This window comes from Leekyejoonella antrihumi, assembly GCF_007845645.1.
Classification (GTDB): Bacteria; Actinomycetota; Actinomycetes; order Actinomycetales; family Dermatophilaceae; genus Leekyejoonella; species Leekyejoonella antrihumi.
Genome location: NZ_VCQV01000004.1, coordinates 1 through 21209, shown reverse-complemented (window position 1 = coordinate 21209; position 21209 = coordinate 1). Strand labels below are relative to the sequence as shown.

At 69.2% G+C, this 21209-nt stretch carries 19 protein-coding genes; 11 read left to right on the top strand and 8 right to left on the bottom strand.

What is annotated here, in order from left to right; all coding sequences use genetic code 11:
- Window positions 1–5 precede the first annotated feature (5 nt).
- Genes FGL98_RS03925 through FGL98_RS03910 form a run of 4 tightly spaced genes read left to right on the top strand, consistent with a single transcriptional unit; the run spans window position 6 to window position 6221 of the window.
- On the top strand, window positions 6–2945 hold the full coding sequence (locus tag FGL98_RS03925) for a molybdopterin-dependent oxidoreductase (RefSeq protein WP_222432005.1): 2940 nt from the start codon (window positions 6–8) through the stop codon (window positions 2943–2945).
- Window positions 2945–3847 (top strand): molecular chaperone TorD family protein, encoded by a 903-nt coding sequence (locus FGL98_RS03920; RefSeq protein ID WP_246136367.1) that lies wholly within the window; start codon window positions 2945–2947, stop codon window positions 3845–3847. Before FGL98_RS03925 ends, FGL98_RS03920 begins: the two co-directional genes overlap by 1 nt.
- Window positions 3848–3849: 2 nt before the next feature.
- Complete coding sequence (locus tag FGL98_RS03915; RefSeq protein ID WP_246136366.1) at window positions 3850–5073, top strand: molybdopterin molybdotransferase MoeA; 1224 nt, start codon at window positions 3850–3852, stop codon at window positions 5071–5073.
- 35 nt (window positions 5074–5108) lie between these two features.
- The gene (locus FGL98_RS03910; protein WP_146315416.1) at window positions 5109–6221 is read left to right on the top strand and encodes an Mrp/NBP35 family ATP-binding protein; all 1113 of its coding nucleotides are present in this window, start codon (window positions 5109–5111) and stop codon (window positions 6219–6221) included.
- Here FGL98_RS03910 and FGL98_RS03905 read toward each other — a convergent pair.
- Window positions 6208–7164, bottom strand: a complete 957-nt coding sequence (locus FGL98_RS03905; protein ID WP_146315415.1) for a LysR family transcriptional regulator — start codon at window positions 7162–7164, stop codon at window positions 6208–6210. The two genes, FGL98_RS03910 and FGL98_RS03905, sit on opposite strands and share 14 nt — an antisense overlap.
- 66 nt (window positions 7165–7230) lie before the next feature.
- Window positions 7231–8559, bottom strand: coding sequence for a glycoside hydrolase family 15 protein (locus FGL98_RS03900; RefSeq protein WP_146315413.1), 1329 nt, complete (start codon window positions 8557–8559; stop codon window positions 7231–7233).
- A 107-nt stretch (window positions 8560–8666) separates the two neighbouring features.
- Here FGL98_RS03900 and FGL98_RS03895 point away from each other — a divergent pair, with 107 nt between their 5' ends.
- Together FGL98_RS03895 and FGL98_RS03890 are read left to right on the top strand one after the other, a co-directional pair.
- Window positions 8667–9731 (top strand): App1 family protein phosphatidate phosphatase, encoded by a 1065-nt coding sequence (locus FGL98_RS03895; RefSeq protein ID WP_146315411.1) that lies wholly within the window; start codon window positions 8667–8669, stop codon window positions 9729–9731.
- A complete protein-coding gene (locus FGL98_RS03890) occupies window positions 9724–10584 on the top strand; it encodes an Fpg/Nei family DNA glycosylase (protein WP_146315409.1) in 861 nt (286 codons plus the stop codon). Before FGL98_RS03895 ends, FGL98_RS03890 begins: the two co-directional genes overlap by 8 nt.
- Window positions 10585–10604: 20 nt before the next feature.
- On the opposite strand, the gene FGL98_RS03885 is transcribed toward FGL98_RS03890, so the two are convergent.
- Window positions 10605–10784, bottom strand: a complete 180-nt coding sequence (locus FGL98_RS03885) for a hypothetical protein (protein WP_146315407.1) — start codon at window positions 10782–10784, stop codon at window positions 10605–10607.
- Window positions 10785–10907: 123 nt separating this feature from the next.
- Here FGL98_RS03885 and FGL98_RS03880 point away from each other — a divergent pair, with 123 nt between their 5' ends.
- Window positions 10908–12266, top strand: a complete 1359-nt coding sequence (locus tag FGL98_RS03880; RefSeq protein ID WP_146315406.1) for a TrpB-like pyridoxal phosphate-dependent enzyme — start codon at window positions 10908–10910, stop codon at window positions 12264–12266.
- 81 nt (window positions 12267–12347) lie between these two features.
- Here the strand turns inward: FGL98_RS03880 and FGL98_RS03875 are convergent, their stop codons facing one another.
- From FGL98_RS03875 to FGL98_RS03865, 3 genes are read right to left on the bottom strand one after another with little or no spacing between them, the layout of a single operon-like run.
- Window positions 12348–12668 (bottom strand): rhodanese-like domain-containing protein, encoded by a 321-nt coding sequence (locus tag FGL98_RS03875; RefSeq protein WP_146315404.1) that lies wholly within the window; start codon window positions 12666–12668, stop codon window positions 12348–12350.
- Window positions 12669–12692: 24 nt separating this feature from the next.
- Window positions 12693–13556: a slipin family protein gene (locus FGL98_RS03870; RefSeq protein ID WP_146315402.1), complete on the bottom strand. Its 864-nt coding sequence runs from the start codon at window positions 13554–13556 to the stop codon at window positions 12693–12695.
- Entirely contained in the window at window positions 13529–14080 is a 552-nt protein-coding gene (locus FGL98_RS03865) for an NfeD family protein (RefSeq protein WP_146315400.1), read from the bottom strand. Before FGL98_RS03865 ends, FGL98_RS03870 begins: the two co-directional genes overlap by 28 nt.
- Before the next feature lie 207 nt (window positions 14081–14287).
- Between FGL98_RS03865 and FGL98_RS03860 the strand changes: the two genes are divergently transcribed.
- The 3 genes from FGL98_RS03860 to pdxY are packed head-to-tail and all read left to right on the top strand — an operon-like array spanning window position 14288 to window position 16809.
- On the top strand, window positions 14288–15034 hold the full coding sequence (locus FGL98_RS03860; protein WP_146315398.1) for a dihydrofolate reductase family protein: 747 nt from the start codon (window positions 14288–14290) through the stop codon (window positions 15032–15034).
- Window positions 15031–15927, top strand: a complete 897-nt coding sequence (locus tag FGL98_RS03855) for a dihydropteroate synthase (protein ID WP_146315396.1) — start codon at window positions 15031–15033, stop codon at window positions 15925–15927. The genes FGL98_RS03860 and FGL98_RS03855 overlap by 4 nt, the downstream gene beginning before the upstream one ends.
- Before the next feature lie 33 nt (window positions 15928–15960).
- Window positions 15961–16809, top strand: a complete 849-nt coding sequence (pdxY, locus tag FGL98_RS03850) for a pyridoxal kinase PdxY (protein ID WP_146315395.1) — start codon at window positions 15961–15963, stop codon at window positions 16807–16809.
- A gap of 137 nt (window positions 16810–16946) precedes the next feature.
- Here pdxY and FGL98_RS03845 read toward each other — a convergent pair whose 3' ends face one another.
- Together FGL98_RS03845 and FGL98_RS03840 are read right to left on the bottom strand one after the other, a co-directional pair.
- Window positions 16947–18251, bottom strand: a complete 1305-nt coding sequence (locus FGL98_RS03845; protein ID WP_146315393.1) for an alpha/beta fold hydrolase — start codon at window positions 18249–18251, stop codon at window positions 16947–16949.
- 106 nt (window positions 18252–18357) lie between these two features.
- Window positions 18358–19422, bottom strand: coding sequence for a GNAT family N-acetyltransferase (locus FGL98_RS03840; RefSeq protein ID WP_146315391.1), 1065 nt, complete (start codon window positions 19420–19422; stop codon window positions 18358–18360).
- A gap of 266 nt (window positions 19423–19688) precedes the next feature.
- Between FGL98_RS03840 and FGL98_RS03835 the strand changes: the two genes are divergently transcribed.
- On the top strand, window positions 19689–20897 hold the full coding sequence (locus FGL98_RS03835; RefSeq protein WP_146315389.1) for an ATP-binding protein: 1209 nt from the start codon (window positions 19689–19691) through the stop codon (window positions 20895–20897).
- The last annotated feature ends 312 nt before the right edge of the window (window positions 20898–21209 follow it).

Below are 21209 nucleotides of genomic sequence, written 5' to 3'. Positions count from 1 at the left end.
TGCCCGTGATCCGTCGCAAGACTGCAGCAGCCCAACCGTCCCTTTCCGAGCGAGCACAGCGAGTCTCCGCCGCCCGCAAGGACGTCGAGGCGCGCGGTGAGACCTTCTACCAGGGTCCCAGCGGGGTCCACCTCGCGGCGTTCCCGCCCAAGGAACGCTGGGACGACTGGGTCGAGCTCGACTCGCGGGCCTGGCCCCGCCGCGAGGAGCATCACTACATGCTGGTGCCCACGACCTGCTTCAACTGCGAGTCGGCCTGTGGCCTGCTGGCCTACGTCGACCGCGACGACCTGCACGTGCGCAAGTTCGAAGGCAACCCCGAGCACCCCGGCAGCCGGGGTCGCAACTGCGCCAAGGGCCCGGCCACGATCAACCAGATCACCGATCCGGACCGGATCCTCTACCCGATGCACCGAGTCGGGGAACGCGGTTCGGGACAGTGGGAGCGAGTCAGTTGGGATCAGGCTCTGGACGCCATCGCTGCGCGGATGCGCGCGGCGATCATGGAGCAGCGTCAGAACGAGATCATGGTGCACATCGGCCGCCCGGGCGAGGACGGTTTCACCGAGCGCGTGATGGCCAGCTGGGGTGTCGACGGCCACAACTCGCACACGAACGTGTGCTCCAGCGCCGGCCGCGCCGGATACCAGTTCTGGATGGGCGCGGACCGTCCGAGCCCGGACCATGCGAACGCCAAGGTCATCTACCTGATCAGCTCGCACCTCGAGACCGGGCACTACTTCAACCCGCACGCCCAGCGGATCACCGAGGCGCGGGCCAATGGCGCAAAGCTCATCGTGTTGGACACTCGACTGTCCAATACCGCAACCCACGCGGACTACTGGCTCTCGCCGCAGCCGGGCAGCGAGTCGGCGATCAACCTCGCCGTCTGCCAGCACATCATCTCCACCGGGCGCTATAACCGGGAGTTCGTGCGCAAGTGGTGGAACTGGCAGGAGTACCTCGAGGCGAACCACCCCGAGGCACCGGTCACCTTTGAGGCGTTCGAGGACGCGCTGAGGACGATCTACGCCGAGTTCACCTTCGAGTATGCCGCGCAGGAGTCCGGCATCGACGCCGCCACTCTGGCAGAGATGGCGGAGGTCGTCGCGGACGCAGGCACTCGGTTCTCCTCCCACTCCTGGCGTTCGGCGGCCGCGGCCAACCTGGGCGGTTGGCAGATCACCCGCACGCTCATCTTGATCTCCGCACTCCTGGGCGCGATCGGCACCGAGGGCGGCCTGTTCCCCAATGCGTGGAACAAGTTCGTCCCGAAGCCGATCCACACCCCTCCTCACCCGGGGGTCTGGCAGGAGCTGACCTGGCCGATGGAGTTCCCGTTGGCTCAGAACGAGCTGTCCTTCCTGCTCCCGCAGTTTCTCAAGGAGGGCCGCGGCAGGCTGGACACCTACTTCATCCGGGTCTACAACCCGGTGTGGACGAACCCGGACGGGCTGTCTTGGATGGACGTCCTCAGCGATGAGGAGAAGGTCGGCTGCTTCGTGGCGCTGACCCCCACGTGGAACGAGTCGGCCTTTCTCGCCGACTACGTGCTGCCGATGGGGCACGGCTCCGAACGGCACGACACCCACTCCTACGAGCAGTACGACGGACAGTGGCTCGGATTCCGCCAACCGGTGCTGCGGGCGGCCCGTGAACGGCTCGGCGAGACGATCACCGACAGCCGCCAGGTCAACCCGGGAGAGGTGTGGGAGGAGAACGAGTGGTGGATCGAGCTCTCCTGGCGGATCGACCCGGACGGGAGCCTCGGCATCCGGCAGTACCACGAGTCCCGCGCCCACCCGGGCGAGAAGCTGAGCGTCGATGAGTACTACGGCTGGATGTTCGAGAACTCGGTGCCCGGCCTGCCCGAGCGTGCGGAGAAGGAGGGGTTGACCCCCCTGCAGTTCATGCGTCGCTACGGCGCCTTCGAGATCTCCAAGGGTGTCGGCCCGATGTATGAGGTGCAGGTGCCCGACGAGGAGCTGCGGGACCTCAACGTCACCCCGCAGGGGCGGGTCTACACCTCGACGGACAAGCCGCCGGCTTCGAACATGGCGCCCGTCGGGGCACCCGAACCCGATGGTCAGGGGCGGCGCCCGGTCGGCATCGATGTGGACGGCGTCGTCCGGCGAGGCTTCCCGACGCCCTCGGGCAAGCTCGAGTTCTGGTCCGGGACCCTCGCCGGCTGGGGCTGGCCGGAGCAGGCGATCCCCGGCTATATCAAGTCGCACGTGCACCCCGACCAGCTTGCTCCCGACCAGATGGTGCTGTTGTCGACGTTCCGCCTGCCCACCCAGATCCACACGCGTACGGGCAATGCCAAGTGGCTCGACGAGCTCGCGCACACCAACCCTGTCTGGATCCACCCCAGCGACGCGGCCCGGCTGAAGGTCGAGCACACCGGTGACCTGGTGCGGGTGCAGACCGACATCGGCTACTTCGTTGCGAAGGCGTGGATCACCGAGGGCATCCGACCGGGAGTGGTCGCCTGCTCGCACCACATGGGCCGTTGGCGCACCGCCAGGCAACCCGGCGAGGGCCTTGGCGGGATGGTGGCCACCGTTGACCTCGACAAGCACGAGGACGAGTGGATGATGCGTCGGATCAAGGGCGCCAGACCTTACGAGTCCAGCGACCCGGACACGATGCGCATCTGGTGGAGTGACGTCGGCGTCCACCAGAACCTCACCTTCCCGGTCCACCCTGACCCGATCTCCGGGATGCACTGCTGGCACCAGGCGGTGCGCGTCGTCTCCGCCAAGCCCGGTGACCGGGCGGGTGACATCGCCGTTGACTCGGTCAAGTCGCGAAAGGTCTACGAGGAATGGATGGCCAATACCCGACCGGCCGGCCAGGTGTCGCCGAACGGACTTCGCCGACCGACCTGGTTGATGCGACCCCTCAAGCCGAGCCCCGACACCTTCGTGATCCACGACACGTGATGCTCCGAGACCACACCTCGCAGCTGGTGGAGGAGTCGCGTCGAGCTCCACAGCACTGGGAGCTCCTGCGTGCGCTCGGAGCGGCAGTCCTGACCCCACCTCCCGGCAACGCCGAGATCTGCCGTGGTCTGGACCTGCCCGTGCCCGACGGCGCGGAACACACCGGAGTCTTCGTCCTCGGCGCACCGCCGCACGCCGCGATCCACCTCGGCCCCGAGGGCAAGCTCGGCGGCGAGGGCCTGGACCGGGTCGCCGGGTTCTGGCGGGCGCTGGGCCTGCGTGCCCCCGAGGATGCCGACCACCTCGGGGCCCTGCTGATGCTCTACGCGGAGCTGGGCGGCGCCGAGAGCAGCACCGCCGACGTCGAGCATGCCGACCACCTCCGGCGCTCCCGGTGCGCCCTGCTGCACGAGCACATCTGGTCGTGGGCGCCCGCCTACCTCGTCGCGGTCCAGGGGCTCGGCATCGACCCGATCGGCCAGTGGGCCGACCTCACGCTGCAGGTGCTGCGGTCCGAACACGACACTGCCGACCTGCCGGACCAGTTGCCGCTCGCGCTGCGCGAGGCACCTGAACCGCTGACGGCCACCGGCACGGTCGACGACGCGCTCGACGCGCTCGTGGCACCGGTGCGCACCGGGATGGTGCTCACCCAGCGCGACCTGCAGGAGGGCGCCCGGCTGGCCGCCGTCGGATTCCGGCGCGGTGAGCGCCGTTTCGCGCTGCGGGCGATGCTGGAGCAAGACCCGGTGGCAACACTCGACTGGTTGCTCGGCCAGGCCCACCGCTGGGCCGACGTGCACCGGCGCTGCGGCGACGATCCGACCAGCCGCTGGTGGCAGCAGCGCGCCGCCCATACGGCCGCCACCCTCGAGCAGATGCTCGCCGGGGCGCGGTCGTGACGATGACCCTCCGCCGTGCGGACGCGATCACGTCGGTGTCGCTGGACGACCACGTCGCGGCAGCGCTTTCCCTCGTCCAGCAGACCGAAGTATGCAGTGTGCCACTCGCGGAGGCGACCGGTCTGGTGCTCGCCGACGACCTCACCGCGCCCGGGTTCCTGCCGGCGTTCGACAACGCCGCGATGGACGGGTATGCCGTCCACCACGCCGATCTCGCCGGGACCGGCGGGGTACCGGTCCACCTTCCCCTGGCCGACGAGATCGCCGCCTGCTCGACGCTGCCCCCGCCGCTGCGCCGCGGCACGGCCGCACCGATCATGACCGGGGCGCCGCTGCCGCAGGGAGCAACCGCAGTCGTGCCGATCGAGCACACGCTCGACACGACTGCCGGAGTGGAGCTGCCGGTCGTCGTGCCGGCGGGCCAGCACGTGCGCCGCCGCGGCCAGGAGCACCTACCGGGGGATGTGCTGCTTGGCCGGGGTCGTCTGCTTCGCCCCGTCGACCTGGCGGTGCTCGCCGCCGCCGGAATCTCCACGGCGCCAGTGCATCGCCGGCCTCGGGTCGCGGTGCTCGGCACCGGCACCGAGCTGGTCGCTCCCGGCGAGCGTCGGGTGGACGGGGCCGTCCACGACGCGAACACGACCCTGCTCGCCACGTTGGTGCGGACCTACGGCGCCGACGTCACGACCTTGCCGCCGACCGCCGACGACAGACCCGACGTTCTGCGCCACCTGGTGGAACGCGCTGCGGCAACTCACGATCTGGTGGTCACGGCCGGTGGGGTCAGTGCGGGCACTCACGAAGTGGTGCGACTGGCACTGGACCGCCGCGGCAGTCATTTTCACCCGGTCGCCATCTCCCCCGGTGCGCCCCAGGGCCTCGGCACCGTGGCCGGCACCCCGCTGCTCGCGCTGCCCGGCAACCCGTCCGCTGCGCTCGTCTCGTGCGCGATGTTCGTCCGTCCGGTCGTGCTCGCTCTGGCCGGGCGCGGCGCCGCTGAATCGGGTTGGACCTCGGTGACGTTGGCGCAGTCCCTCGACCGTCGCCCCGACCGGACCCGCATCCTGCCCGTGCTTCTGGAGGAGCGCGGCGGCCGCACGTTGGCTCTCGAGTGCGGCAGTGCGCACCGGCTCGAGTCCTTTGCGGCCGGCGAGGCGATCGTCCGCCTCGAGCCGGGCGACCACCCCGTCCGCGCCGGCAGCAGAGTGCCGGCCCTGCGGTTGTGAGCCATGACCGAAACCATTGCCCCACAGGAGGACCGATGAAGCTCGCCCACCGCCCCGACATCGACGTGGATGCGGTCGCCGCGCTCGTGGGCGCAGTGCGTGACCCCGAGCTGGACCTGCCGCTCGATGCGCTCGGGATGCTCGGCGACGTGACGCCCCGCCGCGGCGGAAGGATCGAGGTCACGGTGCGCCTGACGACCGTGTCGTGCCCGCTGCGGGACCGGATTCGCACCGACGTGGCGGCCGCGGCTCGCCGGGCGGCGCCCGGCGCAGAGCCGGTCGTCGAGTTCGAGGTGATGAGTGAGACCGAACGCCGTGCCACCGCAGAGCAGTTCTTCGACGGTCGCACGACGGTCGGCGCCCGCGGAGCGAAGTCGGTGGTCGCCGTCGCCAGTGGCAAGGGCGGCGTCGGCAAGTCCAGCCTGGCCGCCAACCTGGCCGTCGCCGCGGCCGCGCAGGGCAAGCGAGTCGGGCTGATCGACGCGGACGTGTGGGGCTACTCCATCCCCCAGATCTTCGGCGTGACCACGCCACCGGTGGCGATGTACGAGACGATGCTGCCGGTCCAGGCGCACGGCGTGCGGCTGATGTCGCTGGGCTTCCTGGTCGAGGAGGAGGAGCCGATCGTGTGGCGTGGTCCGATGCTGCACAAGGCACTGACCCAGTTCGTCGAGGAGGTGCACTGGGGTGAGCTCGACCTGCTGCTGCTCGACCTCCCGCCGGGCACCGGAGACGTGACTCTTTCCGTGCTCGAGCTGCTGCCCGAGGCCTCCCTGCTGGTTGTGACCACGCCTCAGCAGGCGGCCCGCACCGTGGCCACCCGGGTCGGTGCGATGGCGCGAAACTCGAACATCGCGGTGACCGGCGTCGTCGAGAACATGAGCGGCATGGTGTGCGGAGCCTGCGGCGAGCACACACCCCTGTTCGGGTCCGGTGGCGGCGCGATCCTCGCCGAGGCGCTCGATGCTCCGCTGCTCGCGCAGGTGCCCTTCGACATCTCCTTGCGTGAGGCGGGCGACCGAGGGGTCCCGGTGATGGCGGCCGACCCGACCTCCCCGGCCGCGCGTGCCTACGCCGAGCTGGCGCGTGAGTTGCGGCCCGCACGACGCTCGCTCGTGGGCCGCTCGCTGCCGATTACTCCGCTGTGACGCCCAGCTGAGAGTGCGGGTCGCGCGCGCTGTGCGCCCGCCTGGCCAGCGCCACAAACGTGCGGCCCGGTCCGAGCAGCGACCGACCCGAGGGCCACACCGCCCGGAGGGTCCGCGACAGATCGAGCCCCTCCACAGGCACCGCGACGAGCTGGCCGTGCTCGAGCTCGTCGGTGACCGCGATGGAGCTGATCACGGCCGGCGCCAGTCCCTTCTGAACGGCCGACTTGATCGCGGTGGTCGAGCTCAGCTCGAGCATTGGCGGCGCCGTGTCGACGTCGCCGAGCGCATCGATCAGCGCCTTGCCCAGCGTGGATCGTGTGCCTGAGCCCCGCTCTCGCTGAATCAGCTTGGTGTCGGCCAGCTCTCGAGCCGACAACGGCGCCCGCCGGCGGACCCACGGGTGTGACCGGGCGACCACGACGACCAGGCTGTCGTGACCGACAACGGAGGTCCGCAGACCCCGGGGTTTCGTGGGGCCCTCGACGAAACCGAGGTCGACCACGCCCTTCCGGACCCGATGGGTGACCTCCGCGGAGTTGGCCAGCTCCAGGGCGATGCCGAGGTCGGGGTCCTCGAGGTGCGCGATGCTCAGCCAGATGGGCATCAGATATTCCGCCACGGTCATGCTCGCGGCGATGCGCAGCCGGTCGTGGCTCTCGGCGCGTAGTGCATCGACGCCGCGTTCCATGGACGCGGCCGCGCCGACGACCTCCCGCGCCCAGTCGGCGACCAGGCTGCCGGCAGGTGTGAGGGCCGAGCCATGCCGGGTGCGCTCGATCAGGGCCACACCGAGTAGCCGCTCCATCCGACTGATCCGCGAGCTCACGGCGGGCTGCGTCACGCCGTGCTCCGCCGCAGCCTTGCCGAGACTGCCCAGCCGGGCGACCGACAGCAGCATGTCCATGGCGCCCAGGTCTGGCACACGCGGGGACAACGGCATGATCGAAGCGTAGGGCGGTCGGCGACTGCGTGGTGAGGAACCCCCTCAGCGCGACTCGTCGCGAGTTCAGGCGAGGTGGTGCAGGGCGAGCAGCACCATTGCCGCGGTCCAGGTCAGCGGCGCAACCGAAGCCGGCCGACCACCCGCGAGGACCTTCTCCGGGAAGGAGCCCGCCGAGGTGCGATGATCACTCAGCCAGGTGAGCCAGTGCCAGGCCTCGCCGCGCCGGCCGCTTGCCGCTGATGCCACCGCATACAGGGACGTCTCGGGCGTCCAGCTCACACCGTCCTGCTGCCACGACGATCCGGGGGCCAGGCCGCCTGCGGGCCGTTTCATCCGGGACGCCGACCGGTCCAGCGCCGCCAGGACCGTCGGTGAAGCGTGCTGACGGAACGGCGGCAGCAGGAGCGCCGTGGCGGCATCGGGGTCGTGTCGCCGCGGATGCCGCGGGTAGCCGTAGCGGCCGAACTCTTTCTCGATCGTGGCGTCCAGACGGGTCAGGCCCGCGGCAGCCTCGGCCGCAAGCGACTTCTCACCCACCACGGGCAGCACCCGGGCCGCGGACTCGAGGCCGGCGGCGAGCACAGCGCAGGTGCCGAGGGTGGTCGTGCGCTCGGGCGTCTCCCAGTAGTCCGGGCAGGCCGCCGGCAGCCCGCTGGGGATGTCGATGCTGCGCAGGATCCGCGTCGTCGAACGCGTCAGCATCGGGCGGAGGTCACGCACCATCGCGGCCGTGCCGAGCGAGACCCCGTGGACCCGGTCGGCCGCCCACAGCACCCAGCCGGTGCCGTCGAGCTGGGGCAGCCGGTTGTCGGGTGTCCGTGCAGTGCCCGGGATGTAGCGGGCCTCGAACCAGCCATCCTCGTGCTGCACCCGCTGCAGGTAGGTCAGCGCGCGGTAGGCCAGGTCGGGCTGCCCCGCAATCGCGAGCGCGACCGACGCCGCGGACGCATCACGCGGCCATACATAACGCCATGGCCGCGACCACCCGGCCACCGGCGCCGGCAGATCCGCGGACAGCACCTGCAGGTCGAGCAACGCGCTCTGCGCGAGGTTGTGCATGGCGCCGGACCGAGACCAGGCCGGGGCGGCGTCGAGCCAGGCCTGCGCCTCCGCGACAAGGCGGTCCGTGTCGGTGCTCGCGGTGAGCACTCGGGTGCCGCCGATCATCGCACCGGCGTCCGCGGACCTCAGCAGCACCCGCTCGCCGGGCCCGCTGAACCCGACCGACCGGGACAACAGGTTGATCCGCGCATCCTGCGGTCGCGTTGCCCAGATCCCCCCGCCGGTGCCGGCGAGGAACAGACCCCCGGCAGCGCCCGTCAGCACCTGCCGACGAGAAGGTGCCCTGCCAGGACCGCCCGGCAGAGCGTCCACCGACGGCCAGATGCCCACCCGGTCAGCCTAGGTGCGCGTCGCTGCACCCGCCGGGCTGTCACCGGATCGATACGATCCGCCGCTCTGACCGGCGGACGTTCACCCGGGAGGCTTAGGCTAGCGCCATGGCCAAGCCGCACCCCGCGTCCCGCGCCGAGGATGCCCTCAACTCCGTGGTCGCCCGCGGTCTGGGGCGCCGCGGCTGGGGGCGGCGGGTGATGCCCTACACCGGGTATGCCGGGCCATCCTTCGCGCGCGTCCTGGCACGGATCGTGATGAGCAAGGACGGGCAGGACGCGCAGGAGCCGGCCGTCGAGGCGGACGGCGGGCGCCGCGGCTTCCGAGCGTTCTTCTCCGCGCCCTTGACCAAGGTCGAGGTCACCGTGACCTTTGGCGACGCAACGGTCTCGACGATCACGGATCGGGGCGGCTATATCGACGTCAACCTGGTCGGTCACGGGCTGGAGCCGGGCTGGCGGGAGGCGACCATCACCGCCGGTGACGTGCAGGCGCAGGCGCCCGTCCAGGTCATCAGCCCGGATGCCGAGTTCGGCATCATCAGCGACATCGACGACACCTGCCTGGTCACCTCACTGCCGAGGCCGGTGCACGCGGCGTGGAACACCTTCGTCCTGGAGGAGACCGCGCGCAAGGTGGTGCCGGGTATGCCTGCGATGTATCGCTCACTGCTGGCGCGCAATCCGGAGGCGCCGGTCATCTATCTGTCCACCGGAGCCTGGAACACCCAGCCGGTTCTGGACCGGTTTCTGCGACGGCACGGGTTCCCGCCCGGTCCACTGCTGCTCACGGACTGGGGGCCGACGGAGACAGCGGCCTTCCGCAGCGGGCAGGAGCACAAGCACGGGTCGCTGCGGCGACTGGCGATGGAGTTCCCGCACATCAAGTGGCTGCTCGTCGGTGACGACGGCCAGCACGACCCACGCATCTACGAGGAGTTCGCGCTCGAGCAGCCGGAGTCGGTGGACGGCATCGCCATCCGGAAGCTGACGGTGGCCCAGCGGGTGCTCTCCCACGGACACCCCCTGACGAAGGACGATGTGCGTGGTCGGCCGGTGCGGGTGATGGTCTTCGAGGGCTCCGACGGGTTCGCCCTGCACAGGCTGATCCAAAACGCCCGACGGCAGCGCGAATCGGCCGAGGCGGCGCAGCAGCGGAGCGCGGATGCCTGAGCTGCCGGAGGTCGAGGCGCTGGCCGGGTTCTTGCAGGAGCGGACCCGCGACCTGGCCATCACCTCGGTCGAGCTCGGGTCGATCACGGTGCTCAAGACCTACGACCCACCTCCGCAGGCGCTGCACGGGCTCCTGGTTTCGGGGGCACGTCGATGGGGCAAGTTCATCGACCTGGACGCCGATGGCACGCATCTGATCTTCCATCTTGCACGAGCCGGCTGGCTGCGGTGGTCGGAGCAGATCCCCGCCACCGTGCTGCGTCCGGGCAAGTCGCCGATCGCGATGCGCTGCAGGTTCTCTGACGGGTCCGGCTTCGACCTGACCGAGGCCGGGACGCGGAAGCGGCTCGCGGCATACGTCGTCGGCGACCCGCAGCTGGTGCCCGGCATCGCGTCGCTGGGGCCCGATCCACTGGCGGACGGCTTCGACGAGGCGGCGTTCGCGGGCCTGCTGGAGGGTCAGCGGACGCAGATCAAGGGCCTGCTGCGCCATCAGTCCGTCCTTGCGGGGGTCGGCAATGCCTACTCCGACGAGGTGCTGCACGCGGCGAAGATCTCCCCATATGCCGTCGCCGGTTCCCTTGACGCGCAAACCGTCTCGCGACTCTACGCGGCGCTGCAGTCCGTGCTGCGGCAGGCAGTCGAGGCCTCCACCGGCAAACCGGCCAAGGATCTCAAGGACGCCAAACGGGCCGGCATGCGGGTGCACGGCCGCACCGGCGAGAAGTGCCCGGTGTGCGGTGACGTGGTCCGCGAGGTGTCGTTCGCCGACCGGTCGCTGCAGTACTGCGCAACCTGTCAGACCGACGGCAAGGTCTTGGCCGACCGGCGGATGTCCCGCCTGCTCAAGTAACCGGCATCCGCCGGTCGCCGTCAGCCTTCGAACGCTCCAGCCCAGCGCCAGTCACCCTCGGGCCCGAGATACTCGACCCGCTGCACCGGCTCGTCGAGCTCGTCCTCTTCACGAAGCCAGGTCATTGCCGTGGCGTGGTCCGCGAACTCCTCCTCTGCGACAACATCCCCCATGCCATCAAGAAAGCGATACCGCGGCATGTCGACTCCTCCGAAGTGCGTCCGATCCACATGCTACAGCCGACGGAATGCCGCGAAAATCTGGCCGGGGCGTGCCCGCACCGCCTACTGTGTGGCTCAGCACCGCAACCACGTGAGGACGCCATGGCCGACGAACCAGTGAAGTATCTGCTCGACGACTCCGAGATTCCGACGCACTGGTACAACGTGGTCGCGGACCTGCCCACGCCGCCGCCACCGCCGTTGCATCCGGGCACCCACCAGCCGGTCGGTCCGGACGACCTAGCCGCCCTCTTCCCACCCGAGCTGATCGCCCAGGAGGTCACGACCGAGCGGTATGTCGAGATCCCCGAGCCGGTGCGCGAGATCTACCGGCAGTGGCGGCCCTCGCCGTTGTTTCGCGCGCGCAGGCTGGAGCGGGTGCTCGACACCCCGGCGCGGATCTACTACAAGCACGAGGGTGTCTCGCCGGCCGGGTCGCACAAGACCAACACCGCTGTGCCGCAGGCGTACTACAACTCGATCAACGGCATTCGGCACCTGACCACCGAGACCGGAGCGGGCCAGTGGGGCACGGCGCTGGCGTTCGCGTGCGCGCTCTTCGACATGCAGTGCGACGTCTGGCAGGTGGGTGCGTCCTTCGACACGAAGCCGGCGCGCCGCACCCTGATCGAGACGTTCGGCGGCACGGTCTATCGCTCACCGAGCCTGCTGACCGAGGCGGGCAAGGCCTTCGAGGAGGGCCACCCCGGCAGCCTGGGCATCGCCATCTCCGAGGCGGTCGAGGTCGCGGCGCAGCGGGATGACACGAAATACGCCCTGGGGTCGGTCCTCAACCACGTGCTGCTGCACCAGACCGTCATCGGCGAGGAGGCGTTGCTGCAGCTGCGCAAGGCCGGTGAGACCGGCGCCGACCTCGTCGTCGGCTGCGCCGGCGGCGGGTCCAACTTCGCGGGCCTGATCTTCCCCTTCCTGCGGGAGAAACTGGCCGGCAACCAGTCGCCGCGGCTGCTCGCGGTTGAGCCCGCGGCCTGCCCGACGTTGACGCGTGGCGAGTACCGCTACGACTTCGGCGACACGGCCGGGCTCACCCCGCTGCTCAAGATGTATACCCTCGGCCACGACTTCGTGCCGTCCCCGATCCACGCCGGCGGACTGCGCTACCACGGGATGGCGCCGCTGCTCTCGCACGTGGTGCACGAGGGTCTGGTGGAGGCGACCAGTCTGCACCAGAGCGAATGCTTCGACGCGGCTCTGCAGTTCGCCCGCACGGAAGGTGTCGTGCCAGCACCCGAGTCGTCGCACGCGATCGCGCAGGCTCGTCGGGCGGCCTTGTCCTGCAAGGAGACCGGCCAGGAGCAGGTCATCGTGATCGGGCTGTCCGGGCATGGGCTGCTCGAGCTCGGTGCCTACGAGAGCTATCTGGCCGACCGGCTCATCGACGATGCACTGTCCGAGGAGGCCCTCACCTCGGCGCTCGCCGCGGTGCCGGCGATCTCCTGAGACCGTCGGCTCAACCCACCCACCCGGTTGTGCACTTTGGCCCCAGGAGATGCCTGGATGCGGGCTCCGTCGGTGCCGGCGTCAGATCACTCGCGGGTCACTGTCCGTGCCGGCGAGGGGCTTGCTCGCGGTGGCCCAGTCCTTCATGCCGCCGGCGACGTTGACCGCGTCGAACCCCTGGTGCTCGAGCCAGGCCGCGGCCCGCGCGGAGCGGTTGCCGGAGCGGCAGACGATCGGCATCGGGTCGATGTCGGGCAGATCGTCCAACCTGCTCGGCAGCTCGCCCAGGGGTATGTGGATCGCGCCCGGGGCGTGCCCGGCGTCCCACTCGTCCTGCTCGCGCACGTCGACCATGACGGCGTCGTCGGCCAGCTCGGCCGGGGTGATCTCCTCGTTGCTCATGCCCCGATCGTCCCTCATCACCGGTCAAACGCCCAACCGAGGCACCCCGTTCCGAGGCGACCGGTCGATGTCCTCGACCGGCGCGTCCGCACCGGCCGCCGACGTGCCGTCGTGGGTGTCACCGACGTCTGTGCCGTGCAGCTTTCCCAGGAGCGGGGTGAGGATGTCCAGGGGTAGCGGGATCACCGTCGAGGAGTTGCCGCTGGCGCCGATCTCCACGAGGGTCTGCAGGTAGCGCAGCTGCAGCGTCGCGGGGTTGCGTGACATCACGTCGGCCGCGTCGGCCAGCTGCTTCGATGCCTGAAACTCACCCTGAGCGTTGATGACCTTCGCGCGCCGCTCTCGCTCGGCCTCGGCCTGGCGGGCGATGGCACGTTGCATGTTCGCGGGCACATCGACGTCCTTGATCTCCACGATCGAGACCTTGATGCCCCACGGTTCGGTCTGCTGATCGATGACCTGCTGCAGGTCTGCGTTGAGCTGCTCACGCTCCGACAGCAGCGTGTCCAGGTCGGCCTTGCCCAAGACCGCCCGCAGCGACGTCTGGGCGATCTCGCTCGTGGCGACGTAATAGTTCTCAACGTCGATGATCGCCCGGTTGGCGTCGATGACCTTGAAATACGCCACGGCCGTCACCCGGACCGGGACGTTGTCGCGGGTGATGATGTCCTGCGCGGGAACGTTCAGCGTGACCACCCGCAGGTCGACGCGCTCCATTCGGTCGACAGCCGGGATCAGCAGCAGCAGCCCGGGATCCTTCAACTCGATCAGGCGCCCGAGCCGGAACACGACGCCGCGTTCATACTCACGCAGCACGCGCACGGAGGAACTGGCCACCAGCAAGGCAGCGATGAACAGGACTACAACGACAACGATGAGGGCTTCCATGTGGGCTGTACCTCCCAGGGTGTCGGCCGGCGAACCGAGAGCGTCAGTCCGTCCAGCTCATTGATGACCACCGTCTGACCGACGGTGGGCTGTGGGTCCTCCCAGCCGAAGGCCAGTCGGGCCTGCCACAGCGTTCCGTCTGCGGCAATCATGCCCTCGCAGACATTCCAGCTGTGGATCGTGGCGCGCTGACCGACGAGGGCTTCCGGCCCCGACTTCAGAGGTTGCCGGCGGGCGAGAACGACCTCCCCGGCGACCATGGCCATCGTCAGCAAGCCGGCAGCCGCCAGCACGACGGCGATGGGGATCGTGATGAACAGTCCTACTCCCGAGCCTGCCAGGATGGCACCGATGCCACCGGCCACGCCCAGCACGCCGACGGCCCCGAGCACCCCGGCGGTCGAGACGTGCGCCTCGATCACCAGTGAAATGAGACCGATCAGGACGACGATCGCGCCAAGGACGAGCACGTCAATCACTCCTTCGACCAGGCCGGTGGATCGTCGAGAATCCGCACCATCCATCAGGCATATCGCAACTACCTAGTCCGTTCGACTATAACGATGTTGCCCGCATGCGCATCACTCCGTATCAAAAGATGGACGTCCAGGCCTCGGACAGATGCGCGGCGGCCTTGAGATCAATCGAAGGGTCGCCATCCAGCCTTCGAATCCGGCGGAACCAGTGCGCCAGGTGCACGCTGCTGCGGCGAGTCGTCGTATGTTGACGTGGTGAATCCCATCCGCGCGATCTACGGCAACCGTCAGCAAGGCGACGACCTCACCGACCAGGAGGTGGCGCGGGCCTACCCCTGGCCGGATTCCAGGCGGTGGGTGCGGGCGATGATGGTCACCACTCTCGACGGCGCCGCTGCGGGCGCCGACGGCCTGAGCGGTTCGGTGTCCTCCAACGCGGATCAGCTGGTGTTCGACGCGGTGCGCCGGTATGCCGATGCCGTCCTGATCGGCAGCGGCACCTTGCGAGCCGAGCAGTACACACCAATGCGGGCCAACCCGGAGGACGCGAAGCGGCGCGCCGCTGACGGGCAACTGGCGGCGCCGGTCGTGGCCGTCGTGACCGGATCGCTGCAGCTGCCCTGGGAGCTGCCGATCTGGTCGGAGTCCGCCCACCGACCGGTGGTGATCACGCGCGCCGACGCCAATGAGGGCCGGCTGGCGACGGCACGGGACCACGCGGATGTCATCGCCCTGCAGGAAGTCACGCCCGAGGCAGTCGTGGATGCGCTGGCAGGGCGGGGCCTGCGCCGCATCCTGTGCGAAGGCGGCCCGAGCCTGCTGCGTGACCTCGTCGCGGCGGACCTGGTGGATGAGGCCGACATCACGCTCGCCCCGTTATTTGCCGGAACGTCCGGGTCGCCGTCGACGACGGTGCTGCCCGACGTCGCCGACTTCCGGCTTGAGCAGGTGCTGGAGGGGGACGGGACGTTGATGATGCGCTACCTGGCACCGGGCCGATGATCACCCTTCGAGGGCTGGCCCAGCTGGCCGCCGATCACGCCGACGACCTCGAGCACCCGGTTGCGCCGCTGCGGCTGGGCGAGCGCGTCTACGACACCGACCGCCAACCCGTGCTGATGAGCGTCATCAACCTGTCGCAGGACTCCGCCTACCGGGAAAGCGTTGCGGTCAGCACCCAGGCGGCCGTGCGCAAGGCACATGTGTACGCAGCCGAGGGAGCGCACCTGATCGATCTGGGCGCTGAGTCCACCATTGCGACTGCCGCCGCCGTCGACGGCCAGGCCCAGCAGCGCCTACTCCTGCCCGTCATCGAGCAGCTCGTCGCCGACGACATCGCCGTGTCCGTCGAGACCTACGAGGTGCCGGTGGCCCAGTCGGCACTCGAGGCCGGCGCGTGCGTGCTCAACCTGACCGGATCGGACCACGACGACCAGATGTTCACGCTCGCGGCCGAGCACCGGGCGACGGTCGTGCTCTGTCACGTGCTCGGCCCACACGCGCGGGCCATAACGGACGCCGACGTCAGCGTGGATCAGCTGCCGCAGATGATCCACGTATTCGAGCGGCGGATCGCCCGAGCGCGCGAGCTCGGCGTCACCGACCTGGTCATCGATCCCGGCGTCGGATTCGGCTACCAGCTCGACGACGCGAAGGCCCGCGCGGAATACCAGGCCGCAGCCCTGCTGCATACCTTCCGCCTGCGCCGCCTGGGGCTGCCGATCTGTCACGCCCTGCCGCACGCCTTCGACATCTTCGAGGATCGGTTCCGCAGCGCCGAGGGCGTCTTTGCTGTGCTCGCCCACCTGGGCCAGACCGGGGTCTACCGCACCCACGAAGTGTCCCTGGTCCGCCCGGTGCTCGAGGCAATGCACTGCTTCCGCACGCAGGTCTGACTCGGCGCCGCGACGTCGTCTAGAGTCGCCGGAGTGAAGATCCTGTCGATCCAGTCGTCCGTCGCCTACGGGTACGCCGGCAACTCCTCGGCCGTCTTCCCGCTGCAGCGGCTCGGCCACGAGGTGTGGCCCGTCTACACCGTGCACTTCTCCAACCACACCGGCTACGGCCAGTGGCGGGGTCTGGTCTTCGAGCCGGAGACGATCGCCGAGATCATCACCGGCATCGAGGAGCGCGGGGTGCTGCCCGAGTGCGATGCTGTGCTGTCGGGCTATCAGGGCGGTATGCCGGTCGGCGCCGTCATCCTCGACGCCGTCACCCGCGTCAAGGCCGCGAACCCGAAGGCGGTCTACTGCGCGGACCCGGTGATGGGAGACGTCGAGCGGGGCTTCTTCGTGCAGCCCGGTGTGCCGGAGTTCATCCGCGACCATGTGGTGCCGGCGGCGGACCTGATCACCCCGAACCAGTTCGAGCTGGAATTCCTCACCGGTCGCGACATCCACTCGGTGACCGACCTGCTGACCGCCATCGACGCCGTGCGGGCGCGCGGACCGCATTCGGTGCTGGTCACCTCCGTGCAGACCGACGACACCCCCGCGGACTCGGTGCAGATGGCGCTGGCTGTCGGCGCCGACGTGTGGAGTGTGCGCACCCCGTTGCTGCCGATGTATATCGAGGGCGCCGGTGACGTGAGCGCGGCGATCTTCCTGGCGCGGATCCTGCAGGAGAGCCCGCAGGACACGCTGGCAGCGGTGGCCGACTCGGTGTTCAGCATTGTCGAGGCGACCCACCGGGCCGGCACCCGCGAGATCCAGCTGATCGCCGCGCAGGACCAGATCGCCAACCCCGCAAGGCGGTTCGAGGTGACCCGGCTGCGCTGAACGTACGAATGGGGAGGGACTCGATGGACTGTTGACTCCAAGTCCCCTGGAACTCTGGGAGTCCACTCGACCACGAACCGCCGAGTCCTCCTGGACCGTACGCATGCTCGCTGCGCGTTTGCGAGGGAGGGGTCTACTCAGTCGTCATCACGCAGCGCTCCGCCATGCAGGTTCAGCTGGGTCACGAGGTGCGTGAAGACGCGCGGGGTGCTCAGTCCGTCGTGCTCGTACTCGTTGGTCACCCACGGGTGCAGGTTGCCCACCCGGCGGGCGGTCTCCAGCTGCAGCTCCGCATCGACATACATGTCGTCGAAGTAGACCGCGGCATGCACGGGAACCTCGTTGCCCGCCAGTCGCGTCGGGTCGTAGAGGGCACTCCATTCGCGTTGCTCCGCAAGCAGATTCACCGCCTGTTCGAAAGGTCGCAGGCCACTGATCTCGGCGAACATCCACGGATAGACCATCTCGCCGGTGAAGAGCAGCGGGCGGGCGGTCTCGGCGAAGTCCGGGTGTGCGGCGTGCTCCGCCTGCGCGGCCCAGCCAGGGGCCTGCGCGAGATGACCGGACCAGTAGATGTTCTCCTGCAGCGCGGCATACAGCGGGTTGTCGCGGTATGCCGTGCGCGCCCACACCTGCGCCAGGAACGTGTCCGTCGGCTCCCCATCGTCGTCGAGCGCCTCATCGATCATCCAGTGCAGTCGCTCGAAGCCCGGCTTCATCCCGAAGTCCATGCCGAGGCTCTGCAGCCTGCGCACGGTCAAAGTGTCACCGTCGGGCAGCAGCACCGGGTCGGTGGACAGCCGGTCGGCGATGCGTGAGATCTGCTCTGCTGCATGCGGATAGCGCTGGTAGAACGTCTCGTTCTTTGCCCTCGTGCGCGGGTAGGTGCGGCGGTAGATCTCGCTGACGTCGGGGCTGATGGAGGCCAGGCCACCGGTGACCAGGCAGGCGGCCAGTCCTTCCGGCGCGTGGGACAGGTAGGTCAGGGTGAGGAACCCGCCGTAGCTCTGCCCGAGGGTCGTCCACCGGCGACCGCCGAAGAGCGTCTTGCGCAGGTGCTCGGCATCCGCGACGATCGCTTCCGCCCGAAAGTGCCTGAGATAGGAGGCTGCCGACTCGGGGTCGGGGAACGCGGTCATCGTGCGGCCACTGACCGGCGTGCTGCGACCCGTGCCGCGCTGGTCGAGCAGTATGACGCGATAGGTCTTCAGCGCCTCACCGATCCACCCGGTCGGGCTGGTGGGCCGCGGGCTCTTGCCTCCCGGGCCACCCTGCAGATACAGCAGGCACGGCAGTTCCTCGTGCCGACGCTGCGGCGCGACGATCTCGCGGGCGAAGAGGGTGAGCCGCGGCGACGAGTCCGGGCTCGCCCAGTCCAGTGGCACTGCTACGTCGTGGTCCCGGATGTGCATGCCGGGAATGGTGTATTCGCGCAGACTCATCCCTTGTCCCTTCACGGTTGCGGCCGTCACTTCAGTATGCGAGGTATCGCGCCTTGCGCTCAAGCGATTCAACCGGCCGAGGGAGCGGACTGCCGACCACCAGGTCTCAGAGCGGGTGGCCGTCGAGCCGACGCGCCATGTCGACGTCGTCGACGTCTCCGAAGGTGAACCGCAATCCTCGTGGGAGCCGGCCGATCTCCCGGTATCCGCAGGTCTCATAGAACGCGCCCACCCCGGTGCCGCCGCGGTAGTTGAGCCGGGCGACCTCCACGCCGTGATCGCGTGCGATTGCGTGCATCCCGCCCATCAGCACGCTGCCGAGATTGCGCCCGCGGTGTCGCGGGTCGACCATCACGCGCTTCAGCACGCCGATGTGAGCCACCTTCGAGTTGCTGAAGACCGTCCAAAAGGCAAGGCCCAGTAGCGCACCGGTCTGCGGATGGACCAGTCGACCCATGACCGCCGTGCCGGAGGCGCACGCGACCAGGTGCTCGTCGAGGGCGACTGCCACGTCGTCACGCGGGGCGGCTCCCTCGAACCCGACGGAACCACCCGCCTCGTTGACGGCGCACCACAGGTCGAGCGCCTCGGCATACACCGGCGCCTCGGGCACCACGTCGTCGCTGCCGGCGAGCATGCGTGGCAGCAGATAGATCAGGGCGGGTTCCGCGCCATCCGGCGGCGGCTGCTCCGGCCGCTCGTCGGTGAGCCAGAGCCCGGCACGCTCGGCCGTGCGCAGCGACGCCGTATTGACCGGCCGGATCATCGCGTAGACCTCGCGTCCAGGGCACCACTCGGTCGCGAGCGCCGTGGCTGTTCGCGCGATCTCGGCGGCATACCCGTGGCCCCGGTGGGCCTCGTCGAGGCGATAGGCGAGGTTGAAACCGTGCCTCGTCGCGCGGATCCCGCCGAATCCGACCGGCAGGCCGGTGTCGCGCCGCTCGGCGATCCAGTAGGACAGGCCGTCCTGCTCCCAGGACCCGATCCAGCGCTGCATCAGGTCGCGGGTCTGCTCGATGGAGGTGTGGCGGGCCTGGGGTGCATGGGTGAAGGAGGTCGGATCGCTCTCCCACGCGTGGATCCGGTCGAGGTCGTCCCAGGTCATCCGGCGCAGGTCGAGCCGGCGAGTCGAGGGTTCGGCTAGGTGGGCCGGAACGGCGCTGTGCGGCATACGCCGAGCCTAGAGTGGAGCGATGACAGGTGTGGCGGGAGCCACCTCGATGGGCTCCTGGCCGCGTGGGCTCCTGGGCGAGTGGTCACGTATGCACGGTGCGGCACGGCATACCCCGTGCATCTGCGACCACTCGATCCGCTACTGCGGGCTAGCAGCGTATCGCCGTCGCGTTAGATTGCCCTAGATCCACCGATCGTGGACGGCGAGCAGGACACGCTAGCGAAATATCCAAGGATCGCTAGAAACACTTATACGGTCTGATCGTGGACCCGATACGCAACCCCTATGCCCCCGGCGCCGGTCAGCGACCGCCCGCTCTTGCCGGCCGCGACGAGCAGCTGGAGATCTTCAATATCGTGCTCGAGCGGGTCTCCCGCGGGCGGCCGGAGCGGTCGGTGGTGCTGACCGGGCTGCGTGGCGTCGGCAAGACCGTGCTGCTCAATGCGCTGCGATCCGCGGCTGTGCGCGCCAAGTGGGGCACCGGCAAGCTGGAGGCGCGTCCCGACCAGCGGTTGCGGCGTCCGCTTTCGAGCGCACTGCATACGGCCGTGCGCGAGCTCGGCCACTCGCAGCCGGACGACGTGGACCAGGTGCTCGGCGTGATCAAGTCGTTCGCGCAGCGCGATGCCGGCTCGAGCGCGAAGCTGCGCGACAAATGGAACCCGGGCATCAGTGCGCCCGCGGTGCCGGGTCGGGCTGACTCCGGCGATATCGAGATCGACCTGGTAGAACTGCTCACCGATGTAGGCGGTCTCGCCGCCGACCTCGGCCGTGGGGTCGCGATCTTCATCGACGAGATGCAGGATCTGCACGAGGACGACGTGTCTGCGCTGTGCGCCGCGTGCCACGAGATCAGCCAGTCGTCGCTGCCGATGCTCGTCGTCGGAGCGGGCCTGCCGCATCTGCCGGCGGTGCTCTCAGCCTCGAAGTCATACAGCGAGAGACTGTTTCGGTATGCACGGATCGATCGACTTCCGCGCGACGCCGCCGACATGGCGCTGCAGTCACCGGCGAAGGACGAGGGCGCGTCGTTCGAGAGCGATGCGCTCGATGCCATGTATGCCGCGACCGGCGGCTACCCCTACTTCATCCAGGCCTACGGCAAGGTGGCGTGGGATGTCGCACCCGGCACACCGATCTCGATCGAGGACATCGCCGTGGCCGCGCCAGCTGCGGAGGCCGAGCTGGCCGTCGGTTTCTTCGGATCACGGTATGAAAGAGCGACACCCGGCGAGCGCGAGTATCTGCGCGCGATGGCCGACGCGGCGCAGGAGCTGGCCGGTTCGGGTCAGCTCGACGAGGTGGAGTCCGTTCCGACGTCGGCAGTGGCGGACGTGCTCGGCCGCAGACCGCAGTCCCTCTCCCCCGCCCGTGACGCCCTGCTCAAGAAGGGACTGACCTACAGTGGCGAGCGCGGCCGAATCGCCTTCACCGTCCCGCACTTCGGCAAGTACCTCCGCTCAACGAGCTGACCGCTTCCAGCGCTGTGCGCTGTCGAGGGAATCGCACCGCAGAGGCCGAGGACAACGGCCGAGCGACCGGAATCGCCACCGTGGTCTGCGGGGGTCTGGGTTGCCAATCGGGCTTCGGCCCTCGTCTCGTCGCGGTGATCCTTCTCGGCCCTGGCCGCTCGGAGCTTACTCAAGGGCGCGTAATCACTCCTAAGCCTCGATCCGTGGAGAAGTAGCCGAATGGGCGGGCCTGCTCGGCGCGTTGGAGCGTGAGAGTGCCTTCTTGGCAGGAGAATCGGTGTTGTTGACGCACTGATCTGCTCCACACCAAGA

Bases quoted from the DNA above. Each gene is read 5' to 3' on its own strand.
- FGL98_RS03920 (WP_246136367.1), top strand. From the start codon at position 2,945: ATGCTCCGAGACCACACCTCGCAGCTGGTGGAGGAGTCGCGTCGAGCT.
- FGL98_RS03915 (WP_246136366.1), top strand. From the start codon at position 3,850: ATGACCCTCCGCCGTGCGGACGCGATCACGTCGGTGTCGCTGGACGAC.
- FGL98_RS03910 (WP_146315416.1), top strand. From the start codon at position 5,109: ATGAAGCTCGCCCACCGCCCCGACATCGACGTGGATGCGGTCGCCGCG.
- FGL98_RS03905 (WP_146315415.1), bottom strand. From the start codon at position 7,164: ATGCCGTTGTCCCCGCGTGTGCCAGACCTGGGCGCCATGGACATGCTG.
- FGL98_RS03895 (WP_146315411.1), top strand. From the start codon at position 8,667: ATGGCCAAGCCGCACCCCGCGTCCCGCGCCGAGGATGCCCTCAACTCC.
- FGL98_RS03890 (WP_146315409.1), top strand. From the start codon at position 9,724: ATGCCTGAGCTGCCGGAGGTCGAGGCGCTGGCCGGGTTCTTGCAGGAG.
- FGL98_RS03885 (WP_146315407.1), bottom strand. From the start codon at position 10,784: ATGCCGCGGTATCGCTTTCTTGATGGCATGGGGGATGTTGTCGCAGAG.
- FGL98_RS03880 (WP_146315406.1), top strand. From the start codon at position 10,908: ATGGCCGACGAACCAGTGAAGTATCTGCTCGACGACTCCGAGATTCCG.
- FGL98_RS03875 (WP_146315404.1), bottom strand. From the start codon at position 12,668: ATGAGCAACGAGGAGATCACCCCGGCCGAGCTGGCCGACGACGCCGTC.
- FGL98_RS03870 (WP_146315402.1), bottom strand. From the start codon at position 13,556: ATGGAAGCCCTCATCGTTGTCGTTGTAGTCCTGTTCATCGCTGCCTTG.
- FGL98_RS03865 (WP_146315400.1), bottom strand. From the start codon at position 14,080: ATGGATGGTGCGGATTCTCGACGATCCACCGGCCTGGTCGAAGGAGTG.
- FGL98_RS03855 (WP_146315396.1), top strand. From the start codon at position 15,031: ATGATCACCCTTCGAGGGCTGGCCCAGCTGGCCGCCGATCACGCCGAC.
- FGL98_RS03845 (WP_146315393.1), bottom strand. From the start codon at position 18,251: ATGAGTCTGCGCGAATACACCATTCCCGGCATGCACATCCGGGACCAC.
- FGL98_RS03840 (WP_146315391.1), bottom strand. From the start codon at position 19,422: ATGCCGCACAGCGCCGTTCCGGCCCACCTAGCCGAACCCTCGACTCGC.